Raw genomic sequence first — 20389 nt, 5'->3', positions numbered from 1 at the left:
CAGCAGACACAACCAGGTTGAGCGGGCGCAACGAGCATGCCACTCCGAAACGTCACTTGAAGAGACGTGCTTGTCGGGTTCGTATCTTCGAAGGGAGCAGCTTGTCAGGTCCGCTTTACGGTGATGGATCATTTATTTCTTCTCGCCGAGCTCATCAGGTTCGCTACCCGTGTCGGCCAGGGAGGTAGAATGAGCCGCCGGCGATACCGCTGCGGACAATGCTGCCTGTTCTGAAATTTGGAGAATAATCGGCTGACTTTTGCTGGCGACGAATCTGTCTTCTTCGCGAGGCCATCGGATAAGACTTTGCCGCTCGCGGTTGTTGTGTAGTCTCTCAGGCAATATCGCATCCTCGGCCGGGTGAGTCAAATGCGGAAGGATGCGAACCGGATCATTCATTTCGGAAGCTCGCTTTTCCAGTTTCGTCAATGGTCGCGACGAACCGAGCCCCTCCAGCGTTCACGTGCAGTGTTCCACCTCCCCACCGCAGATACACCAGCCCGTCCTCTCCTTTTCCCGCCTCTCGATCAACGAACTGGGCGTGTTCAGCCAGGTCATGCAAGGTTCCGTCGCGCCAGATTTTCGTGTCGGCCGGGGTCAGCCCGAATGCCAACTGCACCGTATGCCCATCCGAGCCGGTGTAGCCCGCCACGCCGTCGTTGAGTTCAGCGACACTCACTTTGGCTTTCGAGAGGATCGCCCTTTTGAACGCCTCGTAGTTCCCATGGGTCTGCTCTTCTCCGATCTCTAAGGCAAAGCCACAATAGTTTCCACCCTTGCCGGTGGCCGTAACGACCTGATGTCCTGCCCACAGTGATTTATCGGCCGGAGGCGCCGTGAGCCGCAATGTCATCTCCTGGCTTGGGGTGAATGGCTCAAGGTTGAGAGGATGTATGGCGATCCATGTCCGCCGTGCCCGAAAGAATGTCACCCCTCCGCTTGTCTCCACTTTGATCGCTTGGGGGATTACCCACAGCCAAGGTGCATCCCCCCTGTTGACCAACCAAACGAGGAGATTTCTGTTTTGGGCCACCCGGTTGGGCCCGGCTAGTTTTCCAGGTTGGTACTGAGGGGAACCCACGAACTGTGGGTCAGGGCCGGGCACGCATTGAAGCGCCACTGCCCCTCGCTCTTCGTCCCATACCAACACCTTGAAACCGTTCACGTCAGGTTCTTGTGTTCCTCCCACCAGCGATCCGACTTGGAAGGTATGACCGAAGTAGAGCGTTTCCAGATTCTCGGGTGGCGTTTTCCAATCTCCTCTCTGCGGAGCGTGATAGGCGGCTTTCGAGGCAAACACCTCCGTCGGCCTGTCGAATTGTTTACGGGCTAGTTTCACTACTGCAGCCGGTGGTCGATAGCTACTCGTAAGGATATGCACCTCATCTGACTCCCAACGTGTGTTCATTGTTGGGGTGTCGCCGAAATAAACCCACAGCATTGCCGCGGCACTGCCACCAAATGGCTGAGGATGGTTATAGTCTCTCTTGCTTGGGCCGTTGAACGCCCCACGGTAGTACTTGAGAGCGCCAGCCGTCATTATATAGTCTAGAGCCAGCTTGGCCGCCATTTTCACTTCCGGATCCTTTGCAAAGTCGTACAAGTTGAGCAGCGGCGCGATTGAGTGGCCGAGATAGTTCTCCGAATCCCACTCACCCATTCCTACCCGGTAGAGTGATTTGGCATAAGTGAGAAGATGGTCTTTGTACAGCTGTCGTGTCTCGTAATTCCCTGTTTCTTCGGCCATCAGATAGACTGAGGTTTCCCGCATCAGAAATAGGTTTTCAGTGTTTCGGGTATCGACCCAACTGTTGACGACCTCCGGCGTGTAGCCTGGTCCGGGACCCTTGAACGCTGGGTGCGGACGGTGCATCGGATCTTGCTCCGTCCACAGTTTTGCCCCATCGAACATCCGTTTTTTATACGTTGGGTCAAGTAAATGGCCGAAATAGAAGTATTTTCGTATCTGGTGCTTTAATGTGAAGCATGCAAAATAATCGATCCCAGCGGTATGCTGGTGCCACGTTTTGGCCTGAACATCCTCTTGCTGAAGCAGTTTGAGAGCGTCGGCGTTGCCCGCGAGAACCTGCGCCATTAAGTAGCCATAGGTACGCTTTTCGTTCTCGAAAAAAGTGTTGATCCGATCTATTTTTATAGCGGCTTGAGAAGTAAGAATAAAGCGTGCACGGGCTCGCCAGTCGTTCTCCCAATCCTCAGGCCAAGGATTCTTGAACCTGTCTTCAACTGGCCATGGTCTGATACCGAGCTCTCTCTCGGGGCCGTCCCGGGTTGTGTCAGCGAGTGTTCCCTGGCGGGCCTCAGCGACTCTTAGGATCAACCCCATAACGACGAAGTTGATGATCAGAAGCGGTACTCTCATTGAAAATTCCTCACTTGGCTGAAGCGCAACCGGCACGCCTTGCTGGCACTTCAAGACGTCAATATTCTTTCTGCGGTCTTTAGATTATGTTCGGAAGACCGGTTGTCAAGGTGCTTTTAGCTTACACAGAATCACTCCGTCAAGAAGGCGGTCGATTTAAATGATTCACTTACTGGGCGGAATGTTATGGGCGGCCAAACTTCTTGGGCCGACTATCCAGTGCCGGGCGAATTGGGAGAAATGGGCGAACCCTTGTCACATAAGTAGCACCGAAACCCCGCCGAGGGTCGAACTTGCGAAAAAATTGGGCGTTACTGAACCGGCATAACGATAATACCGAGGCTGGGAGAGTCCATCGGTTTGCAGCTTGTGAATAATCGGTTTACTTGCTACACTAAGTCAGCGAACACAGATTAATAGCGGGGCTGTCTTACAAGGCATGGGAATAGGAGGGCTTATATCATGGCACGCCGCAGAAAGGGCATCCCGGGCCTTTCTTTCTCTTGGAAACGGGCTTTGGGAATTTCCGGCATGAAGGCCCGGATTTCGCGGAAACTGGGCATACCCCTCACGCGATCAGGGCGACAGCGGAAAGTTGGTAGGGCGCTGGGATGCTGTGTCCCGCTTGCATTTCTCATAATCTGCGTCAGCTTGGCACTCGCCGCGTTCACACACTTTGTGTGGTGGCTTTATTCCTAGCTCAGTCTCCAAGGGCTTGTTCTTCGGTGAGGGAGGATTCATTGTTCGTTATCGGACCTGACAAGCAGGTCCCTCCGGCCGCGTCAAATACCCCATCCCTCCGGTGCTAGGGCATGTGAGAATCATAAGCAATGGTAGGGGCCTTCTATGAGTCGCTTCTAGCGGGATTCCACGTAGTACGCAGAACACCATCACTCCGGGCGATTCATGAATCGCCCCACGGACCATCCGCTATGGATTGCCCCGACCGGGATTGGCGGTCATATATTCGCGAAGGCGGTTGAGGGATTCTTCGTTGCGGATGACCGGTTCGTAGTTGCAGATGGGGCCGGTTTTCCGTCCCAGCGGTGGTCACACGATGACGGCAGCCATTGTGTTTCGTCGTCCGGTATGCCAAATTTTGCGCCGCCGGGGGGTGCTGTGGGATCGCAAGTTCTGTTTGGGGGCGGCAGGAGCATTTACCCTAAGAACGTGACATCTCATCGCGGGGGGCCAAATTTTTAGTGGCAGAGCGCAAGGCCCAGCAAGCCTGCGGCAAGGAGGTAATAGACCGTTGGGACGACCGTCTTGCGGATGATGTTTCCCTCCTGGCCGACGAGGCCCACGGTTGCCGCGGCAGCGACGACATTGTGGACACACACCATGTTTCCTGCTGCGCCACCGACCACCTGGAGAGCAACGGTCCAGAGCGGGTCCAGGGCCGTCTTGAGGGCGACTTCAAATTGAAACAGGGCGAACGTCATGTTGCTGATGGTGTTGCTCCCGGCGATGAATGCCCCCAGGGCGCCGATTCCCGCGGCAAAGGCGGGCCAGACCTGCCCAACACACTGCGAGACGGCCTGGGCAAGCTCCTGCGGCATACCGGCCAGGCCAGCCTCGTTGACGTTGGATTGAATGAAAATCCGCACAGCGGGGACGGCAAAAATGAGGGCCAGAGCCGCGGCCAGCGTCTTTTGCCATGCTTCAAAACATGCGTCTTGGATTCGCTGACGCGGGATCGCGAATACCACGACTGTGAACAAGGCGGCCAGGAGAAAAGCCGTCCCTGGTGATGTGAGGACATTCCAGCGTGCGACAATTGCCTGACTGGCCACCTCGGCCGAGCTGATGGTCCATTCCCAGTTTGCCTGCGTCAAAAAGTTCTTGATGGGACTCCATTGTTCGAGGACGAGCAGGCCCGCAACAACGGCGTAAGGAAGCCAGGCCATGCGGATGCCCAGTGTCCAGGAAGGCATCGCCGCTTCCTCTGCTGTGGCATGTCCCGGATTGGGAGAGACCGTCTCGGCAAAGTCCCAAGGGGTCTTCGGTTGAAACCAGCCGGCGCGGGCGGCCAATGTCGTCAAGATCAGGGCCACAGGACCGCCGAGAAGTGAGGGAAATTTGGGTCCCAGCGTCCAGGCAAAGATCACGTAAGGAACGCAGAAGGCAAGGCCCGAGAATAGGCAGAACTTCCACACGCCGAGGCCTTCCCACCATGATCGCCGAGCGCCAAAAAAGCGAGTCAACAGGCAAACGACGAAAAACGGCATGACCAGGCCGATCACCCCATGAAGCACCGCGGCGCGACGGCCGATCTCGAAGAGTAGCTGTTCGTAGGCCGCCGCTTCAGTCAAACCGCTTGTCAAGGCGTGGTCCGCTAGATACTTGAGCACCGCCGGTTGGTCCTGAAGTCCCTTATTGACGCCGACCAAAATGGGCGTTCCCACTGCGCCAAAGGAAACGGGGGTGCTCTGGATCGTCACCGAGGCGGTCGCTGCCGCAAGCGGTGGAAATCCCAGAATGACCAGGAGCGGGCCGGCAACAGCCGCCGGAGTTCCAAATCCCGCAGCACCCTCGATGAAGCTGCCGAAGGCCCAACCGACGATCAACGCCTGAATGCGACGATCCGGTGAAATCTTGTAAAAGCCGTCACGAATCGCCGAAACCGCCCCCGAATGCTTCAACATCGCCAAGAGAAGCAGCGCCCCAAAAATGATGTACAGAAGCATCACCGCGATGATCAGCCCCTCCACTGTCGCCGCAAGGATCCGTGACCAGGTCATCTGCCAATAAAGTAGTCCAATCAACAAAGTGGTAAGGTAACACAGCGGCATGGTCCGCCGTGCGGGCCATTGCCAGCCCACGAGAAGAACGAACACCAGCAACAATGGGAACATTGCCAGAAGCGCAGCCGACATCTGTACTCCCTTTCCTTGAGAAAGGTCTGCGATTGTGCGGGATCAGAAATCCCCCAGTGTTGCTGCAAGAGATGCCATCGTACCCAAAGGATGGGGCCTTGCTCAACAAGGTAGTCAGGCGAATTCCGGTTCGTCGTGTCGGTTCGTTGTGGTGAACATCGGGCAGTTGCCCGACATTTTCGAGTCATTCAGGCCCGATTCTTTTCTGCCTCCAAAGTTTTCTGCAAAATCCCGTCTACCGATCCAGTGCCCACGAGCGACGGTAGACATCTCGCAGCCTGTTGCTTGTCTCATGAAACTATCCTGGTGCCACCGGCATGCTGTCGGCACCGTGTCCGGGAGTATTGGGATTTCAACTATCACCCTGGGCACGGGCTCGAAGTCGCCAGAAACGGGGTCGAAAGGCGCTCAGCGAGGAGCAAAAGGCGTTGTATCGCAAGATTGGCGAGGCGTGGGAATGCTACAGGGGACAGGGTTTGGGGTCGCGGAAGCCTTATTGCTTCGAGAATTTCTTCTGAATTAATAGTGGGTGTGCCGTTGCTTCGGGGGTGTGGTCTCTTGTGGGAAGAGGACTCGTCGGAGAGAAATACGTCGTGTTGGGCAGTGCCCCGGGAGGCGGGGTGACGAGGGGTGAAGCCATGAAAGGAGAATGGGGTATAAACCCGAGAGAGTGGAAACTCAAAGCTATCACCCGTGTATGGACGGGCGATGTAGAACAACAGGGTGGACGGGTCATTCCTACCGGCATCATGGGCTCGCTGCGCTGGTGGTTTGAGGTGTTGGTGCGCGGTCTCGGCCGGAAGGCGTGCGTTCTGCATGAGGCGTTCCGCGGAGCGTTGGGCATGCAACGAGATCTCTGGCGCAGACCAGTGGAACGAACAACTGAATATTCTGTCTTCCATGACGAAAGCGACGCAAACAAACGCTGGCTCTCGACCGGTCTGTTGTTCGTTCGCAAAGACCATCTCGATGAGCTCAACGCCGTGCTCCAAAGGTGTCAGGAGAAACAGGGCTACAAACGCAAATTCTACTTCGCTGAAATGATTAAAAGTGTCGACGGCTCTTGCGGCACCGAAGCGCGCGTCGACAAATACTGGATGAAAGCTTTGAAATCGGGGCTTGCGGACGTCGCTCGCTTCACAGCGCTGGCGGTGGACTGCGACAGCTCCGCTATGTGCACAAGCGCTTCACCAAAGACTTTCACGGCCACAATCGCTTCACAGCTGCGGCGCTCACGGCAGGCATCGCAGGGGATCTGGGTTACGCGAGCTTAATGATTCGGCCAAGGAGTGGCGTTTCATTTTTCAACTGGAAATACCTTCGTACTCCGTAGTAGGATGCCTGACTGAAACGTTTTGCCTTGCGCCTGATTGTTGCAAACGGATGTGATCTCTTGGAAAAAGTTTCCCAATCGGCTCCATGCCTCGCCTAATTTGGGATGACTGGCACGAGTCGCTAGATCTTTGGCGACTTGTACCAGATTCCGGATTGGACCGTTGGAGGCCCTCAGCCAGGAGGCTTGAAATTCTCGAAAAGATTTTGTCTCACCAAGCTGGCAAAGGTCTGCAAGCAAAGCGGTGGCCTGCTGAGCCAGGCTCAGCCCTTCCAAGTCTTCACGAACAAAAAAACGCCGTCGTGAATCGTCTTGACATAGTGAGCGAAGTTTCGGGTTATCAACGAGTTGAAATAGGTCGGACAATCGTTCCATGTCCGATTGACGAAAACCCTGCGGTGGGTATAACCTCAAATCATTAGTGACTTGTGTCTTTTCATCGGAAGGAATGTCTTGTAAATTGCTCAGTGCCCGCAAAAACTGATTAAGCTGCTGATAATCGGTCCCCTCTGCCCATCTCGCGAGATCACGAAGCTTCTTATCTCCCGAACGAATGAGGCCCAGAGGATCAAAGTTGTGCCCGTTACTCGCGGGAAAGAGATCCCCTAGTGGACTGAGAATGGAAGGATACCCTGCCAGTTCGTCAACAGAAGAATTCCTTACACCGGCCGGGCTCTTATTGACCTTCTCATCGATCAGCTGCAAGACCTCTCGGATCCTGTCTTCGGGGCTCCGGTCATCCTGTCTCTCCGTCACGAGTACAGGCGAAAGCTTCTCTGCGATGTCCTTAGGTTCAGCCGCCTGGGGCAATCCGAGCGTTTGAATAAGCTTCTGGAATCGTGGTTGCGGTTCCACTAGAGGCCCTGGTGCCCAGGGATGCCAAACATGCCTTCCTGGTCCAAATTGAAAAGCAAGGAGCACAGCGACACCGAAACCCACAGCCAACATGAGTACTCTCCCACAAACTCGCCGCCGTGAGGTATCTTTTGCCGAAGCAAATTCCAGAACGACGTCTCCAGGGAAGAACTTCTGAGCTTCACCCTGCCATTTTTTCAGGTCGGGCAACGCGATACTTTCACCTCTGATGGTATTCCACTCGTAGTTCTGCACGAGGTGTTGCATGTCAACGAATTTTTGACGCAGCCACTTAAGGATATTGTCTTTTTCCCCGTCACTCGCTCGGTCGAGTCCGGGCGAAATCAGGCAGAGCCATTCCTTTCCAGGGCGACCAGTACTCGGTTGCACGACAACGTCCGCCACGACGGCCAGGTCACCCTCGATGACTCCACCGCGCCACTCATGCTCGGGCCGTTCTGAAAGAAGTCTTTCCACTTCCCCGGATCTGCGCTGAGCGAGAGCACTCGCCTCCTTTTGCAGGCCCGCAGGAAAGATAAAGACGTGGTTCTTCGGCCCGCCACGGGGAGTCAAACCGAACAAAACACACTTCAGCGAATCCACTGCGGTAACTCCGGTTCGGGTGGCCAACCTTCAAGAATTTTAAGATGTGCTTTATTTTCAAATCCTGCGCCGCGCAGGGGAATTTCCACCCCAGTGCTCAGTTCTCTGGCCGAAATATCCTTTTCTCCATGACCCCCGAAATCGTCAAAGAACACGTCCACCTCTAATATAGAGATGACGAAGTGCCACGACGTTTCAGCCCCTTTATCGGCCTGCAATGAAAAAGTTCCAATTTTAGATGTACCTTCGTTTTCTCCATAGGGGCCTTTGCGCAGAACTTTGTCCTCATTTACGATGACCGTGATATAATTTTCTCCCGGAATAGCCACGTCGTCTGGTTTATAATCTGGGTCCCAAATGATTGCGACACCGACAGTCAGTGACATCGGCATCTCGATCTTTTGGAGATAATCCAGATAGGCCTGCACGTGCTGTGCCATCGTCTTGAGCGGTGCGTATTGCAAGTAATCTTCACAGGCTTTGCGCGTTCGACTTTCTTGAACGATACGGTAAAGAACTTTGTCGTAGTCTTCATTGATGTAATCACGTATGCGGGTGATCTTTTGGACGCCCGCCAGAGCTTTTTCCGCCACTGACTTTTGATTGACACGCGTTGCATTTTCCAGGTCCTTGAGGGCTTGCTCGGCGCTGTGAGAGTGTTTCAGAGCTTCCCCATAACTTCCTTTGGAAACCAGACTACGAATGATATTCTCAAGAGCTGTCGGTATCTCACTAGCCACTTTCTCCGCAATGTTCGCCCACTCGTTCGACCGATGTTCCGGCGAAATAGCGAACAGCTCGTGGACAGCCTGAGAAAATTGACCGGCCTCCACGAGGTCCCCGACGTTCTTTCTCAATTCAGTGAAAGTCTGCGTCCAATACCACTTCTCCACTTCTGCTCGAAAGTTAGCTAACTTTTCTTGTAGCTCACGGGGTGCAGCGTCTGAATGAGGCCATTGAAATCCATCAACACTTTTTTTGTATTCTTTGACTTTGTCGCCGATTGCATTTTTAGGCCACTCTCTTATAAGTTTAGCCAATGCCTCCTCATTCTCTCGCACGCGATTTTCCCAGTTGATCCTGTCGATAAAGTTTCGGATTTCTTCGGCATGCGGACCATTTGGGAGGTACTTGAGATAGTCTTTCGCTAATTTGATCTTTTCAACTTCCCCTGGAGCCGGCTGGAATTGCGTGTAGAGAATGTTATCCATTTGCTTGTCAAGATTTTCAACGGTTTCCTGGCGAGATTCTTCAGTAACAAAAAATTGTGTTAAAAATCCCGTGTAAAGGCGTTTCGGCCAGGAGTTCAAACGTTCGCGGTGAGCGAAGAGTGCCTCAACAGTGCTCGTCGCATTGTCAAGTGATTGTTTGGCAAGCCAAAACTCTCGCACATGCCAGGCGGAGACGATTCCATCTCCGACAACCGTCAAATACACCAGCGAGAGCACGGCCGAGAGGCTGATGAGCAGCGCCACACCGCGTCGCAATCCTGAGTATTGTCTGCGGAATGGCGAACCTTTTGCCATACGCAATCCAAGTCGCTGTACTTTGTCACGAAATTTTCGGACACCGGGCCAAACAAACCACCCGGGCAGCCAAAACCAATTTTTCAGTCGAGTCCACTGTTTTTCAAACGCACGAAGATCGAGCTCGTCACGGCGCTTTGCGAGCCACACAAGGGGCTGAAGAGCGTTAAACGGGCGAAGGCTTCCTGCCGGCAAGTCTTTTCCATTTGCGCTCGTTGACTGACCGAAAGCACTAACCGGAGCGACCAGAAAATGTTCTATTGGTTCTACCTGACCACTGCTCGGAAGTATGTAATTTGGCCGTACCCCATGGGGTACAGCAATGTTCTCGGCAAGACCACGGAGATTCTCCGTTCCGCTATCGGTAGCGGCAGGAGAATCGCCGTCTTCCACCCCCTCTTGCTCGAAAACAATTGTAGATCGAACGGAGTGAACTAAAGAAGAGTACTCTCGTTTCTCGCGGAGGAACTTCTCGAGTTGCTCACATTCGTTCTGAGGGCTGTCGAAATCGATTGCTGAATACCGGTCCCATTTCGTGATGAGAACGCCGACCGGGGTTGTGATTGGATCCTTGATAACCTGACGCAGCGAATGGAAAGCCTCCCGCAAAAGTCGTAACTCCTTGGTAAGAGTCCCTGGCTCATTTTGTCGCGGGGCCTCTGCGATGATAAGAAGGCCGTCACATTCAGCGAGTATTTTTTTGAGCCTAACAGTAAAAGACTCCGGATCTGACTCGGCATCGGGATTGATGAGTTCTCCGGAGTAGTCGATTATCCTCGCAAGGAGTTCGCCGGATTCCGGATCCCCGATGCGGAAGTCCACAGCGGGCGGTGGATCAAGAGTCGGAGGCGTGCCAGGGGGAAGCCGGTTTTGTTCCAGCGCCCCAATCACCTCGTCCATCCATCGCTTTCCATTTTCAAGTGACCTATCCTCCTGAGTTGCTTGGGACCCGGAACTGGAGAATGCCCCGTCATTACTCCCTGGGCCTTCGTACGGGAGACGCTCGCATGTGTAAAGTTGACCATTAACGCCGATACTCTCTCCCGCTATGGCGAGTGCCCCTAATAAACACGACTTACCAGAACCCGATCGTCCATAAAGGGCAAAACGATAGAGCTTGCGGTGATCTCGAGCCACAGCCTAATCCTCCCTCTTCGCGCCAAGGTCACCTAGTCTTGCTTTGTTCTTGGCAAAAAACAAGCGATACACTTTCCCAGGCAAATGCACGATCAGGTATCGCAGAGGCTTCACAAACAGGATGACGGCTGCAACCACACACAGTAGGGCCACTGGTCCCGACCACCCGGTTAAAAAAGTGCCTGCAAAGCTGCGCCACGCGGACTCGATGACTCCTTTCAGTCCCTCGCCGGTGCCCTGAATTGTTCCCTGAGTGGCCCCCTCGATCGCTTGGAGAAGACTCTTGCTTGCAAACCTCGTTAACTTGGCGAAGCCAGCTTTGGTCAGATTGCCTATCTCGTCCAAGTACTCGTCTGGAGCGAGCATGATGGCGGCCAGAGCACAGCCCCCGACCCACAGTTTCCAGTGCGGCCGAACGTACTTATTCCAGAAATAATGCCCGCGCTCACCAGTTTGCACGAAAAAACGGCCAAAATCAGCCATTTCAACTGCCGGAGTACCCGGTGGTGGCACAATACGTCCATTCTTCACCGCCAGATCAAATCGCAGGGCATCTTCTGCCAAATCGGGGTAACGTCCGAGAGTCAGCAAGGTATCCGGTCCTCCTCGGCGGATCAGGTTTGCTCGCATACCAACGTCGGGGATGGCTTGTTTTACTTCCCTCCCTCCAACTGACAACAGATATGCCAAACGTTGTTCTGGTATTGGCAGCGATTTAATTTCCCGAAAGAGTTGTTTTTGCCCCGGCCCGAGCAGCTCTCCCCAGAGGGTCTCCAAATGCCGGGCCTCATCCACGCTCCCCACGATCTTCTTGCCCACTTTCCGTTCTAGGGTTTCCTCGACAAAACGGCCCCGTCTCGATAACGGCTTCAGTTCATCCAGCTGGCGGAGAGGGATCTCATCTCCCACTTCCGCTGCTTCACGAACAATTCGAGATATCGTTCGCCAGCTATCACCCCAAGCCTCTGGCGAAATACTCGCTGCTAGCACAATTCCCATACCTATAGACAAGAACGAGGATAGTCGTCTCAATTTTCGAGACGAGATTTGAAAACAGCGAGCGCGGTTTTTGAAGTTTTCACCGGTGTTCGCCATGATTACCCTCTTCAACATTTTTCCTCAGCCCAACTGCCAACCATGTTGCTGAAAGGTATTGGCGCCACGCATCGCGAGCGTGCTGAGTAATCTCTTTCATAGCGGTTTGACCGGCCGGAGTGGAAAGCGCGATGTCGGCGCCTGCATTCATCGCAGTTTCGTGGAGAAACCTGCCAAAAGGCGAGTGAGGATCTACGATAGCGCCATAATTCAGAAACACATACCGATCGCGCCGCATAAAGATTCGGGGCTCCAGGCCAGTTAATTCGCGAAACATTTCCCGTCCGACCCCGAGGCGCTTGAACGTTTGGAAGGCAAGACGAACCCCACTAGTGATGTCACTCCGAGCAACTGAAAAAGTTTCTCTCATAATTGCCGTGGGAAGGGCTCTGGTGACTTCTTTTTCAGCTGTTTGTTCCGCAGTCTCCATGATCGCCTTTTTCAGAGTGGCGTTAGCAACGCCCTCGACCACAGCCGCTCTCGCCCTGTTGCCAGAAATTGTGATGAGTTTTGAGGATCCTGCTCCGATTGGCACAAAGCTCGCTGCATCTAGCACCGCCGCGATCATGTCGAACGCGGATATTTCTCGTCCCTGAGCTTGCTTGTGGAGAACGTAGTAGACTTGATAACCGGGAATCCAAGTGACCGGCCCGCCCGGCTCAGAGCCAAGTTCCTCAACTAAGGCTTGATCTGACAGTCGCGACCAATAGTCCAGCAATCTTTGGATTTCGCGCGGGTTATCGGCATTTGACCCGAGTACGGCTAGCGCCGTGCCTAACGTTCCAGATGGGAGGTTTCTTTTAATCAATTGAAAAAAGAGTGGTTCAGAACGCAGAGTGGAAGCGGCTAAGGCCCCCAGAACTTGATCATCCGCTGCCTTCAAGACTTCGATGAGTTTTTCTCGAACTGCATTCTCTCTGAATTCTGGTGTGAACCATAGATCAACGGCTACACAACCGTATCTTTCGAACGTTTGAAAGGCAGCGTCTTCCGAAGTCTTGCTCGCAAATTCGTGAATAAATTGCCAGACACTTGGATGCCCTGTGTATTCGGCCCAAATAAGTTCCCGTTGATCGGAATTTGTTGCACTCGCGAGCTTTCGCATCAAAAGAGCCTGAAAACGCGGCCAATATTTGGTAAGAAATGCTTCCCGAAATTGAACTTCCGAAAGGAGAGTGCGCTTTATCGCATCGCTGTGACATACCACGAGTGCCAGGCTGTTATCGAGATTTCGCGACCGCTCCGATTGAGACGACCGAAGAGCGTGTGAGAAGACGCTATCCACCCATTGGAGATATACTTCTTCGGCAGCCTCCGCTTCAGGACCCGAAAATCGAATTAAATAGGGAAGGATGTAAACTTGGCCTTCTAACCACAGGTCAACCATAATACTCCCAGAATGCCGGAGCCTCTGGGCAATGAGCAGCGCACCCTGGGGTTCGGGGAAAAAGGTATACATGGAATACACGACATCGCGCTGCCTCTCATCGGTAGGTAAACTTTCAACAATCTTTGCAGCGCCTAACGGATCGACGTCTAAAACGCCAGCAGCGAGGCTCGCCGCTTCCGGATAGATAGAAAGCTGGGGATGGAGCTCAGGGTGCGAGCCGAGTCTTGCCCATAGGACCAGCACCTCGTGATATGACTGAGGATCCTCTTCATACAGGAAGGTCAAGAGACGAGCATTAGTTGTTACCAGCTTTTCTGCGAGTTCGCCAGAAAGAGAGGCACTTTCCAGCAGTTGTTTGGCATTTGTTAAGGGCTCTTCTCGACTAGGGTTCAGGTTCGACGACTCACTGGGCGATCCGCAGCTAGATCCGATGAAGACGAAAAGCGACAGGAAGATGGCTACACCGTGAGTGCGTCGTCTCGCCCCTGTTGCTGCCCCGCCGCCCGATGATGAAGAGCCGCACGAATCCGCAATGGGCGATGATCTCCAAAGAGGGGCATTCGCACGCTTCATGGTTCAACCCCATCCGATAGGCCCCGAGAATTGCTGCTAAACGAGGCATTAAATAGGTCGCTAGCTTTCGCTGCCCCACAGCGCAGCGAAAAATCTGCGTCAGCACATGCAATGCAAAGCAAAGTATATTCACCCAACTCAATCTTGCAAGCTGCTTAAACCGCAGATCACCGTTGGCTCGTCGCGAAGCGGCACACAAAGAGAAGTCACCACCCGAAATCCTTTTGACTCCCTCCCCAAAGGCAGCCAGATTAACCGGGTACGAAGGACATGCCCGTGGAAGTGATCGAGCAGCTCGTGTAGCTCGCTCCCTCTCTGGAGTGGAAGCTTCTGCTGGCAATGGCCCGATTCTTGGGTGTCCGGGTTCCCTCCGAACCTTTCAGTATGACCCGGGATTGCGTGGACTGGGAAAAGCAAGTCATCCGCGCCCCCTCACCAAAAACAGTAAAACAGGGCCGCCCCTTCCGGCTCGTGCCCCTCTTTCCGCCGCTTCGGCCGTACCTCGAAGCCCTTTGGGAAGCTACCTCACCCGGGACGCTCTTCATTTTTGACCGCTTGCGACAGAGGTCTTCCCTGACCTCGGACCGACACAGCACGTGGCGGGCAGTGAACCTACGCACCCAGCTTGAGAGACTCATTGTTCGGGCAGGCCTTCGCCCTTGGCCCAAGCCTTGGCAGAATCTACGATCTTCGGCGGAAATGGACCTCCTCGCGCGGTTTCCACCCGCCGCCGTTTTCGAATGGATTGGCCACACACACGATCTGGCGAGGTGCGGCCACTGGCAAGTCCAGCTGGACTTTCGAGATGATTCTGAGAGCCTTATACCGATGATAAGCTGACCATTACTTGCGCTACCAGACAATCCCCGCGGCAGTTTCCAGCTACCCGGCCAGGATTCGAACCTGGAATTAGGGAGCCAAAGTCCCTTGTGTTACCGTTACACCACCGGGTAGTGTGTTTGCTGGGCAGATCTCAAAACCGGACCGACATCACGCGATGCACGGGCTGTCAGTCTTCTCTCCCCTTATTGGCCAGTCTATTTCATTTTTAACGCTCGCTTGGTAAGGAGGCAAGCCGAGGCTCCGTCGGGGACGCACGGCTCGGCCTGTGTCCGAAGCCTGGTGTCGAGTTGGGCGGTTGGCCGGAAGGGCCTGTTTATCGCCGCGGCACGGCTTTCCCGAATCACGTTTACCGAACCCGCCAGGGAACGGTTTCCGATTGCGCGTGGCAAGAAGAGCCCGCCGTTCCTCCAAAGGGATTACCTACGTCGCGCGGATTCCGGCAGCAGCCATTGAGAGATGGCGTACCGGAGGCGGGATCACCGCCAGCCGAGGTGGGTTCCGCCAAGCGTGCCTTGTCGGACCGATCGGCCGGGACCATGTGGTATCAGTACCGGCTTGGCATGCTGTAATGGGACGTGCCAAAGCCAGGCGTTTGAGATTCCACGCTGGGTCGGGTCGCAATGGGGGGATAAAGCTGATTCGCCGGACCCACCACTCGGTTGGGGAGGTTGTTCATCACCCTATCCGGGATTCCTATTTGGATTTGGGGACCCGGCTGTCCCGACGAGGTCGAGGGCAGGCCCGAACCTGGCAGAAGCTGCGAATAAGTACTTGGAGCTTTCTGGGGCTGGGAGGAGGGGAGCAGCGGCCCCGACGTCGTTCTCAGGTTACCCGTGGAACCCGTGCCAGGGGGGATCCCCTGTTGGCTCTCGGGCTGCGGAGACCCCGTCACCGTTGGGGATGGATTGCCGAACGGGTGTGAAATTTGGCCTGACGAACCTGGGGCAGCCGAGGGGACGAAACCACCCCCCGAAGCCCCAGTTCCTGCCTTCTGAGAGAGTCGTGCTACCGCCTGGGGGAGTGCATTAATATAGCGGTAGGGGTCGGCGCTGAATTTCTGGAAGGAATCCTCATCGCTAAACAGATACACGCGGCCACCGAACCAGGCCCCGTGCTCGCGACGACCTTCAATAAGTTGTGTGCCCTCCACAAGTTTCACCACGTCGTACCCGGAAAGGACCGGCGCGTAGCGGTCAGGATTGGCAAGGAACTTCTGCTGTTCTTCGGGGCCGGCAAAGAGGTACGTTCTCCCCTCGTGCCGTGCGCCCCACCGACGGTTCCCAAGAACCCACCGGTGTTTGTCGGTGAGGCTGACAGGGCAATATCCATCCAGCGCGAGCGGTGGATTACCCGGCGGTATGACCACCGGTGAGGACGGCGAACCAGCAGATTCGATGTCCGTTTGAGGGCTGTCATTTCGGGAAGGTTGCCCGGCAACTAAAGAGGGCTCCGACGGGACGCCTGGAGCACCCGTGGAAGGCGGGGCCGCGAACGACGAGCCCCCATTCGGTCCCGCGAAGTTATTCAACGTGGGAGGATTTGACACAGAAGCTTCAGGCGAAGGGAGATCGCCAGTCTTGGATGTCACGGGCGATTGGGAACCGTAGGAGGGGGCTCCGATTGCCGGAAAGTAAGGCGAATTGGCCGAGTAATATGGGTTGACGGGCCCCCCGTTCAACGATGGGGCGGCTACTCCGGCCACTGGTGGTGACGAAGCCCAGGGTGAAACAGTGCCGGGCGGATTTTCAGCCGCCAAAGCGTTGGTAGCCTCATTTGCAGGCGAGTTAGCCGCGGCAGCAACCTGCGGCGATGGATTCCCGAGCGGGGGAGGCTGCTGCGTGAAAGTCGGTGCAGCTTGGGCAGGCAGTAGCGGGTTATATCGGGCGCTGACGGGCGTCCGGTTTTCCAGGCCCGGCTGAGGTCCAACCGACTGGGCCGTCCCCGGTGCCGCAAAGGCACTAGCAGAAGGCCAGGCAGACGCCGGACCGGCTATGGGAGGCCGTACGGGAAGTGTTCCCCCAGCGTCGCTCGGCTGATTGCTGGGTCCAAAAGCCCCGGGGGGTGGTGCTCCCATTCGCGCGACCAGGGCCTGTCGCTGCTGCCATTGAGTGGCGACCTGATTGAGTCGTTCGATGTACCGCGGTGCAGACACTCCACCCACCGATTTGGCAAGGATCTCACCTTGCGGGGTGATGATGACATCGGTGGGAATGGATTCCACGTTGAGCTGGCGGGCAAGAATGGGGTTCTGATCGAAATTCACCTTCACCGCCACGTAGGAAGTAGCGATGGCAGAAAGCACCTCCGGCCGGGAAAAGACCTCGGCTTCCATCTGCCGGCACGGCCGACACCACTCCGCCCAAAAATGGATGAGAACCAACCGATTCGTTTCGGCTGCGACCCGGCGCGCCGCGTTCAGGTCCTCGAACCAAATACCCTGCGGATTTTGGGCGCGGACCGCCGTCCCCCACCAGAGGATCGCCACCAGGGAAACCGACGCCCAGAGGCCGATTTTTCGCATGGGACACACTCCCAAGAAAACGGCAACGTCAACAATGCCTGACCCGACTGCACGCCGGGTCTGCCCCTTTTTGTATCGGACGCTGTGGGGCCCAACATTTCGGGAAACTGTGACGAATTTGAGCAAAAGAAGAATTTTTTTGAAAGAACCGGAGATGGCGGTTGTGCTGCATCCTTCGGAGTGGGTGAACAAGACGGAGAGATTGTCTGTTTCCCCTCAGCCACGGAAGTCATTCCGTTTAGCCGCTCGAGGCGGTTTCCGCAGGGGGCGAAATTGCATCCCCAACTGAAAGGCAGGGAATTGGTGAAGGATACGCGGACGGCGATGTTGGCGAAGAATGATGAGCCTCGGAGGAAAGGCCTCCACATTTTCTGGCGTAAATTGTTGCGATTAACCGCTGGTATCCGGCCACCGTTCTTTCCAGTGCTCCGTACTTTAAGACGTGTCGGCGGCCGGCGCGGCCCATCCTGCGTGCCAGATCGGGATCACGCAGAAGGATAAGGCATTTTGCGGCCAGTGCCTGGGCATCTCCAGGGGGAACAAGGAATCCCGTTTCACCCTCCAGAACGTGCAACGGTACGGAGCCCACTGCCGTAGCAACGACGGGCTTTTCGCACGCGAGGGCTTCCAGCACGGCAAGCGGATTGGCTTCCATATGGGAGCAGAGGACGGCCACGTCCGCGCACGCCAGAACATCGGGAACGTCGTTTCGATTGCCCGTGAAGATCACGGCCTGGTCCACGCCGGAGCGTCGGGCGAGCTGCTGCAGTTCTTCACGTCTTGGACCATCTCCGACGATAAGAAACCGGGTTTGGGGCAATTCAGCCAGGATGATCGGGGCGGCTTGGAGGAGAAGTTCGTGATTTTTTTCCGGCCGCAACGCTGCCACCACGGCCACAACGCGGTGCTGCGGCTGCACTCCGAGGGCGGCCCGAAGGCGAGGGTCCGCCGGCCGAGGAGAGAACCGATCGGTGTCGATGCCGTTTGGGACGATCCACGTGCGATTTGCCGGGCATCCTTCGTGCTTGATGATGTACTGGGCATGCGGCGGCGAGACGGCAATGAAGGCGTCTGTCAGCGGCGTGAGCAACCGATTCAGTAATTCCACCCGGTCCGGCAGACCTGTGGAATGCAGAGCCGATGCGATGACGGGGACACCGGCCAGGTAAGCGGCCAGTCGTCCCCAGAACATCTTGTCTCCCCCGGTTCCCACAGTAACAACCGCATCAACGCGCCGGTCGCGGAGCAGTCGGTACAACCGCGGCAGGACCCGGAAATCGTATTTGTGCTTGAGAAGTCCGGTGAAAGCGGGAATTTCTTGAGCGAGGACTTCTCCCAAAGGGCCCAGATATTTGAGGCAGCATAACTCCGGGGCGAACAGTCTCCGGTCCAAGCGGCGGACGAGGTCCACGAGCAGCCTTTCAGCGCCACCCACCGGCATGCAGGTAATGACGAACATCACGCGCAGAGGGCCCCGATGGCCCAAGGGAGGATGCTCGCGGAGACGAAAGAACGGGTTGAAGCATGCCCGCCCGGGAGGAAGAACTTGGTCCGATTCTTTGGCCGGGAGTTCTCGAGGGAGCACGGGCACATTCTCGGCGGTTATGAGCGAACTTTTGAGGGAGGGATCGAGCTTGCATGGAGTCGTCAACTGAGGAGTGGCCGAGGATGTGATTGAAGAGAAGGACGTTGGTGACGATGCTAAGTCGCCCGGGTGTCCTTTTCGTGACAGTAATTGTCGAACGAGGGCGCCAAGTTCTCGTTTTTCCTCAGCGTTGATGAATAGAACGGTGCGGCGCGAAAAGAAGAGCGCAGCAGCGGTGATAGCCAAGGTGCAGTCGGTTCCAAGGGCAATACCCAGGGGGGCGATTAGGGCCAGGACCAGCCCCACGTCAATCGGCTGGCCCAATCGGTGATTAATCACAAGGAGCACAAGCAGGGCCACTCCATTGGCTGCCAGTGTGGCGCAGACGGCTCCGGTGAGTCCCCACACAGGCAACCAGGCGAGGTTAAGGCCAATATTTACAAGCAGTCCGCAGGCGAGTGCCAGTCCAGCGAAATAGGCTTTCTCACAGCAGAGGACGTAATTCTGGAGAAGAAGAAAGAGCGAAAAACACGAGCAATACGCCAGAGTCACGGGGAGGATATCAAGGCCCGCGGGATATTTTCCGGCGAGGAGCGTATTGAACAGAAGAGGTCCGGCCAATAAGACGGCTGAGGACCCCACGAGGAGGCCGAGCGAAAGCAGCTTGGTCAGTAAATTGAGTTGCTTGGCGGCGTGGCCCGATTGGCCGGTTTCCCACAGATGGCTGAGATGAGGTGTGCTCATCGCTGCCAAAAGTCCTGCGAGAGAGACGAACAACATTGGCACCAGGCGGGAGGCGTGGTAATCACCCAAGAGGGCAAGGGGGTCGCCGTGGGTTGGCGGTAGCCAGTGAAGGACCATGTAACGATCCACGACAGCAAACAGATTGCTGATGGCGCCTGCCGCCCATACCCAAAGAGAGTATTGGAGAATCTTGGGCCAAAACGATTCCCCGATGGATAGGGGGTATTCCTCATTTGCCGCAAGTCGCCAGGGTTTCAGGCCAAAGAAAGCGATGCTCGCGGTGATAGCACAAGCCAGCCCGTAGGCGATGATGACGGTTTGAGCATCATTGCGCCACAGGACAAGCAGTCCCAGGCCCAGCCCGGCAAAGAGAATGCTGTTAAGAAGCTGAATAAGACTGATCCAGCGGTTGAGCCGGAGCGCCATAGCCAGTTCGTAGAGGTAGTTAAAGGCAGCCACAGCCACCAGAGCAAAAGCGAGATAGTAAACAAGAGGGCGGTAGGATGCGTTGCCGAAGACGAGCTCAGCAAGAGGCCCAGCCCCTACCGTTACAGCTGCTGCCCCGGAGATCGCGAGGAACCCGCTGACAATCGCTGTCCTTTTTAAAAACAGGCGGAGCATCCCGCGTTGCCTGTAATACTCCACATATCGTCCCAGACAGCCCGGCAAGGCAAGGATGACAAGAGGAGTGGCTGTCATGAGGAATCCGAACGCCATATCCCACAGGCCCAATTGGGAGGCGTCCAGCCAGCGACAGAAGAGTGTGGCGCGAACAAAGCCTACCAGTCGCTGCAGCACAGAAGCGGCTAGTAAAAGGGCCATGCCCGTCATGAGCGAAGACATCGACGCTCTAAGAGAGACCGACGTTGATACGACAGATTGGTCGTCCGAGTAACAGGTGGCTTCAAATTGAAAGGGACACACGTTG

Annotated in this window: 10 protein-coding genes and 1 tRNA gene; 1 reads left to right on the top strand and 10 read right to left on the bottom strand. The window is 55.6% G+C overall.

Annotated features, from left to right (window positions below):
- Window positions 1-132 precede the first annotated feature (132 nt).
- The 3 genes from ABJK56_RS00265 to ABJK56_RS00255 all read right to left on the bottom strand — a co-directional run bounded on the left by ABJK56_RS00265 (window position 133) and on the right by ABJK56_RS00255 (window position 5256).
- Window positions 133-399: a hypothetical protein gene (locus ABJK56_RS00265; RefSeq protein WP_347242662.1), complete on the bottom strand. Its 267-nt coding sequence runs from the start codon at window positions 397-399 to the stop codon at window positions 133-135.
- A complete protein-coding gene (locus ABJK56_RS00260; RefSeq protein WP_347242661.1) occupies window positions 392-2380 on the bottom strand; it encodes a hypothetical protein in 1989 nt (662 codons plus the stop codon). The genes ABJK56_RS00265 and ABJK56_RS00260 overlap by 8 nt, the downstream gene beginning before the upstream one ends.
- A gap of 1199 nt (window positions 2381-3579) precedes the next feature.
- On the bottom strand, window positions 3580-5256 hold the full coding sequence (locus tag ABJK56_RS00255; protein ID WP_347242660.1) for an L-lactate permease: 1677 nt from the start codon (window positions 5254-5256) through the stop codon (window positions 3580-3582).
- Window positions 5257-5876: 620 nt separating this feature from the next.
- Here ABJK56_RS00255 and cmr1 point away from each other — a divergent pair.
- On the top strand, window positions 5877-6530 hold the full coding sequence (gene cmr1 / locus ABJK56_RS00250) for a type III-B CRISPR module RAMP protein Cmr1 (RefSeq protein WP_347242659.1): 654 nt from the start codon (window positions 5877-5879) through the stop codon (window positions 6528-6530).
- A 23-nt stretch (window positions 6531-6553) separates the two neighbouring features.
- Here the strand turns inward: cmr1 and ABJK56_RS00245 are convergent, their stop codons facing one another.
- The 7 genes from ABJK56_RS00245 to ABJK56_RS00215 all read right to left on the bottom strand — a co-directional run bounded on the left by ABJK56_RS00245 (window position 6554) and on the right by ABJK56_RS00215 (window position 20304).
- Entirely contained in the window at window positions 6554-8047 is a 1494-nt protein-coding gene (locus ABJK56_RS00245; RefSeq protein WP_347242658.1) for a hypothetical protein, read from the bottom strand.
- The gene (locus tag ABJK56_RS00240) at window positions 8035-10182 is read right to left on the bottom strand and encodes a hypothetical protein (protein ID WP_347242657.1); all 2148 of its coding nucleotides are present in this window, start codon (window positions 10180-10182) and stop codon (window positions 8035-8037) included. The genes ABJK56_RS00245 and ABJK56_RS00240 overlap by 13 nt, the downstream gene beginning before the upstream one ends.
- Before the next feature lie 531 nt (window positions 10183-10713).
- The gene (locus ABJK56_RS00235) at window positions 10714-11805 is read right to left on the bottom strand and encodes a hypothetical protein (RefSeq protein WP_347242655.1); all 1092 of its coding nucleotides are present in this window, start codon (window positions 11803-11805) and stop codon (window positions 10714-10716) included.
- Entirely contained in the window at window positions 11789-13768 is a 1980-nt protein-coding gene (locus ABJK56_RS00230) for a hypothetical protein (protein ID WP_347242654.1), read from the bottom strand. The genes ABJK56_RS00235 and ABJK56_RS00230 overlap by 17 nt, the downstream gene beginning before the upstream one ends.
- Before the next feature lie 882 nt (window positions 13769-14650).
- Window positions 14651-14721 (bottom strand) — tRNA-Gln (locus ABJK56_RS00225).
- Window positions 14722-15155: 434 nt separating this feature from the next.
- Window positions 15156-17132: a thioredoxin domain-containing protein gene (locus ABJK56_RS00220; RefSeq protein ID WP_347242652.1), complete on the bottom strand. Its 1977-nt coding sequence runs from the start codon at window positions 17130-17132 to the stop codon at window positions 15156-15158.
- Between the two features lie 238 nt (window positions 17133-17370).
- Window positions 17371-20304 carry a glycosyltransferase gene (locus ABJK56_RS00215; RefSeq protein WP_347242651.1) on the bottom strand — a complete coding sequence of 978 codons (2934 nt, stop codon included), beginning with the start codon at window positions 20302-20304 and terminating at the stop codon, window positions 17371-17373.
- Window positions 20305-20389 lie beyond the last annotated feature (85 nt).

This window comes from Thermogutta sp., assembly GCF_039793925.1.
GTDB lineage: Bacteria > Planctomycetota > Planctomycetia > Pirellulales > Thermoguttaceae > Thermogutta.
Note: the sequence above shows the minus strand (reverse complement) of the source record. Positions and strands in the feature narration are given on the sequence as shown.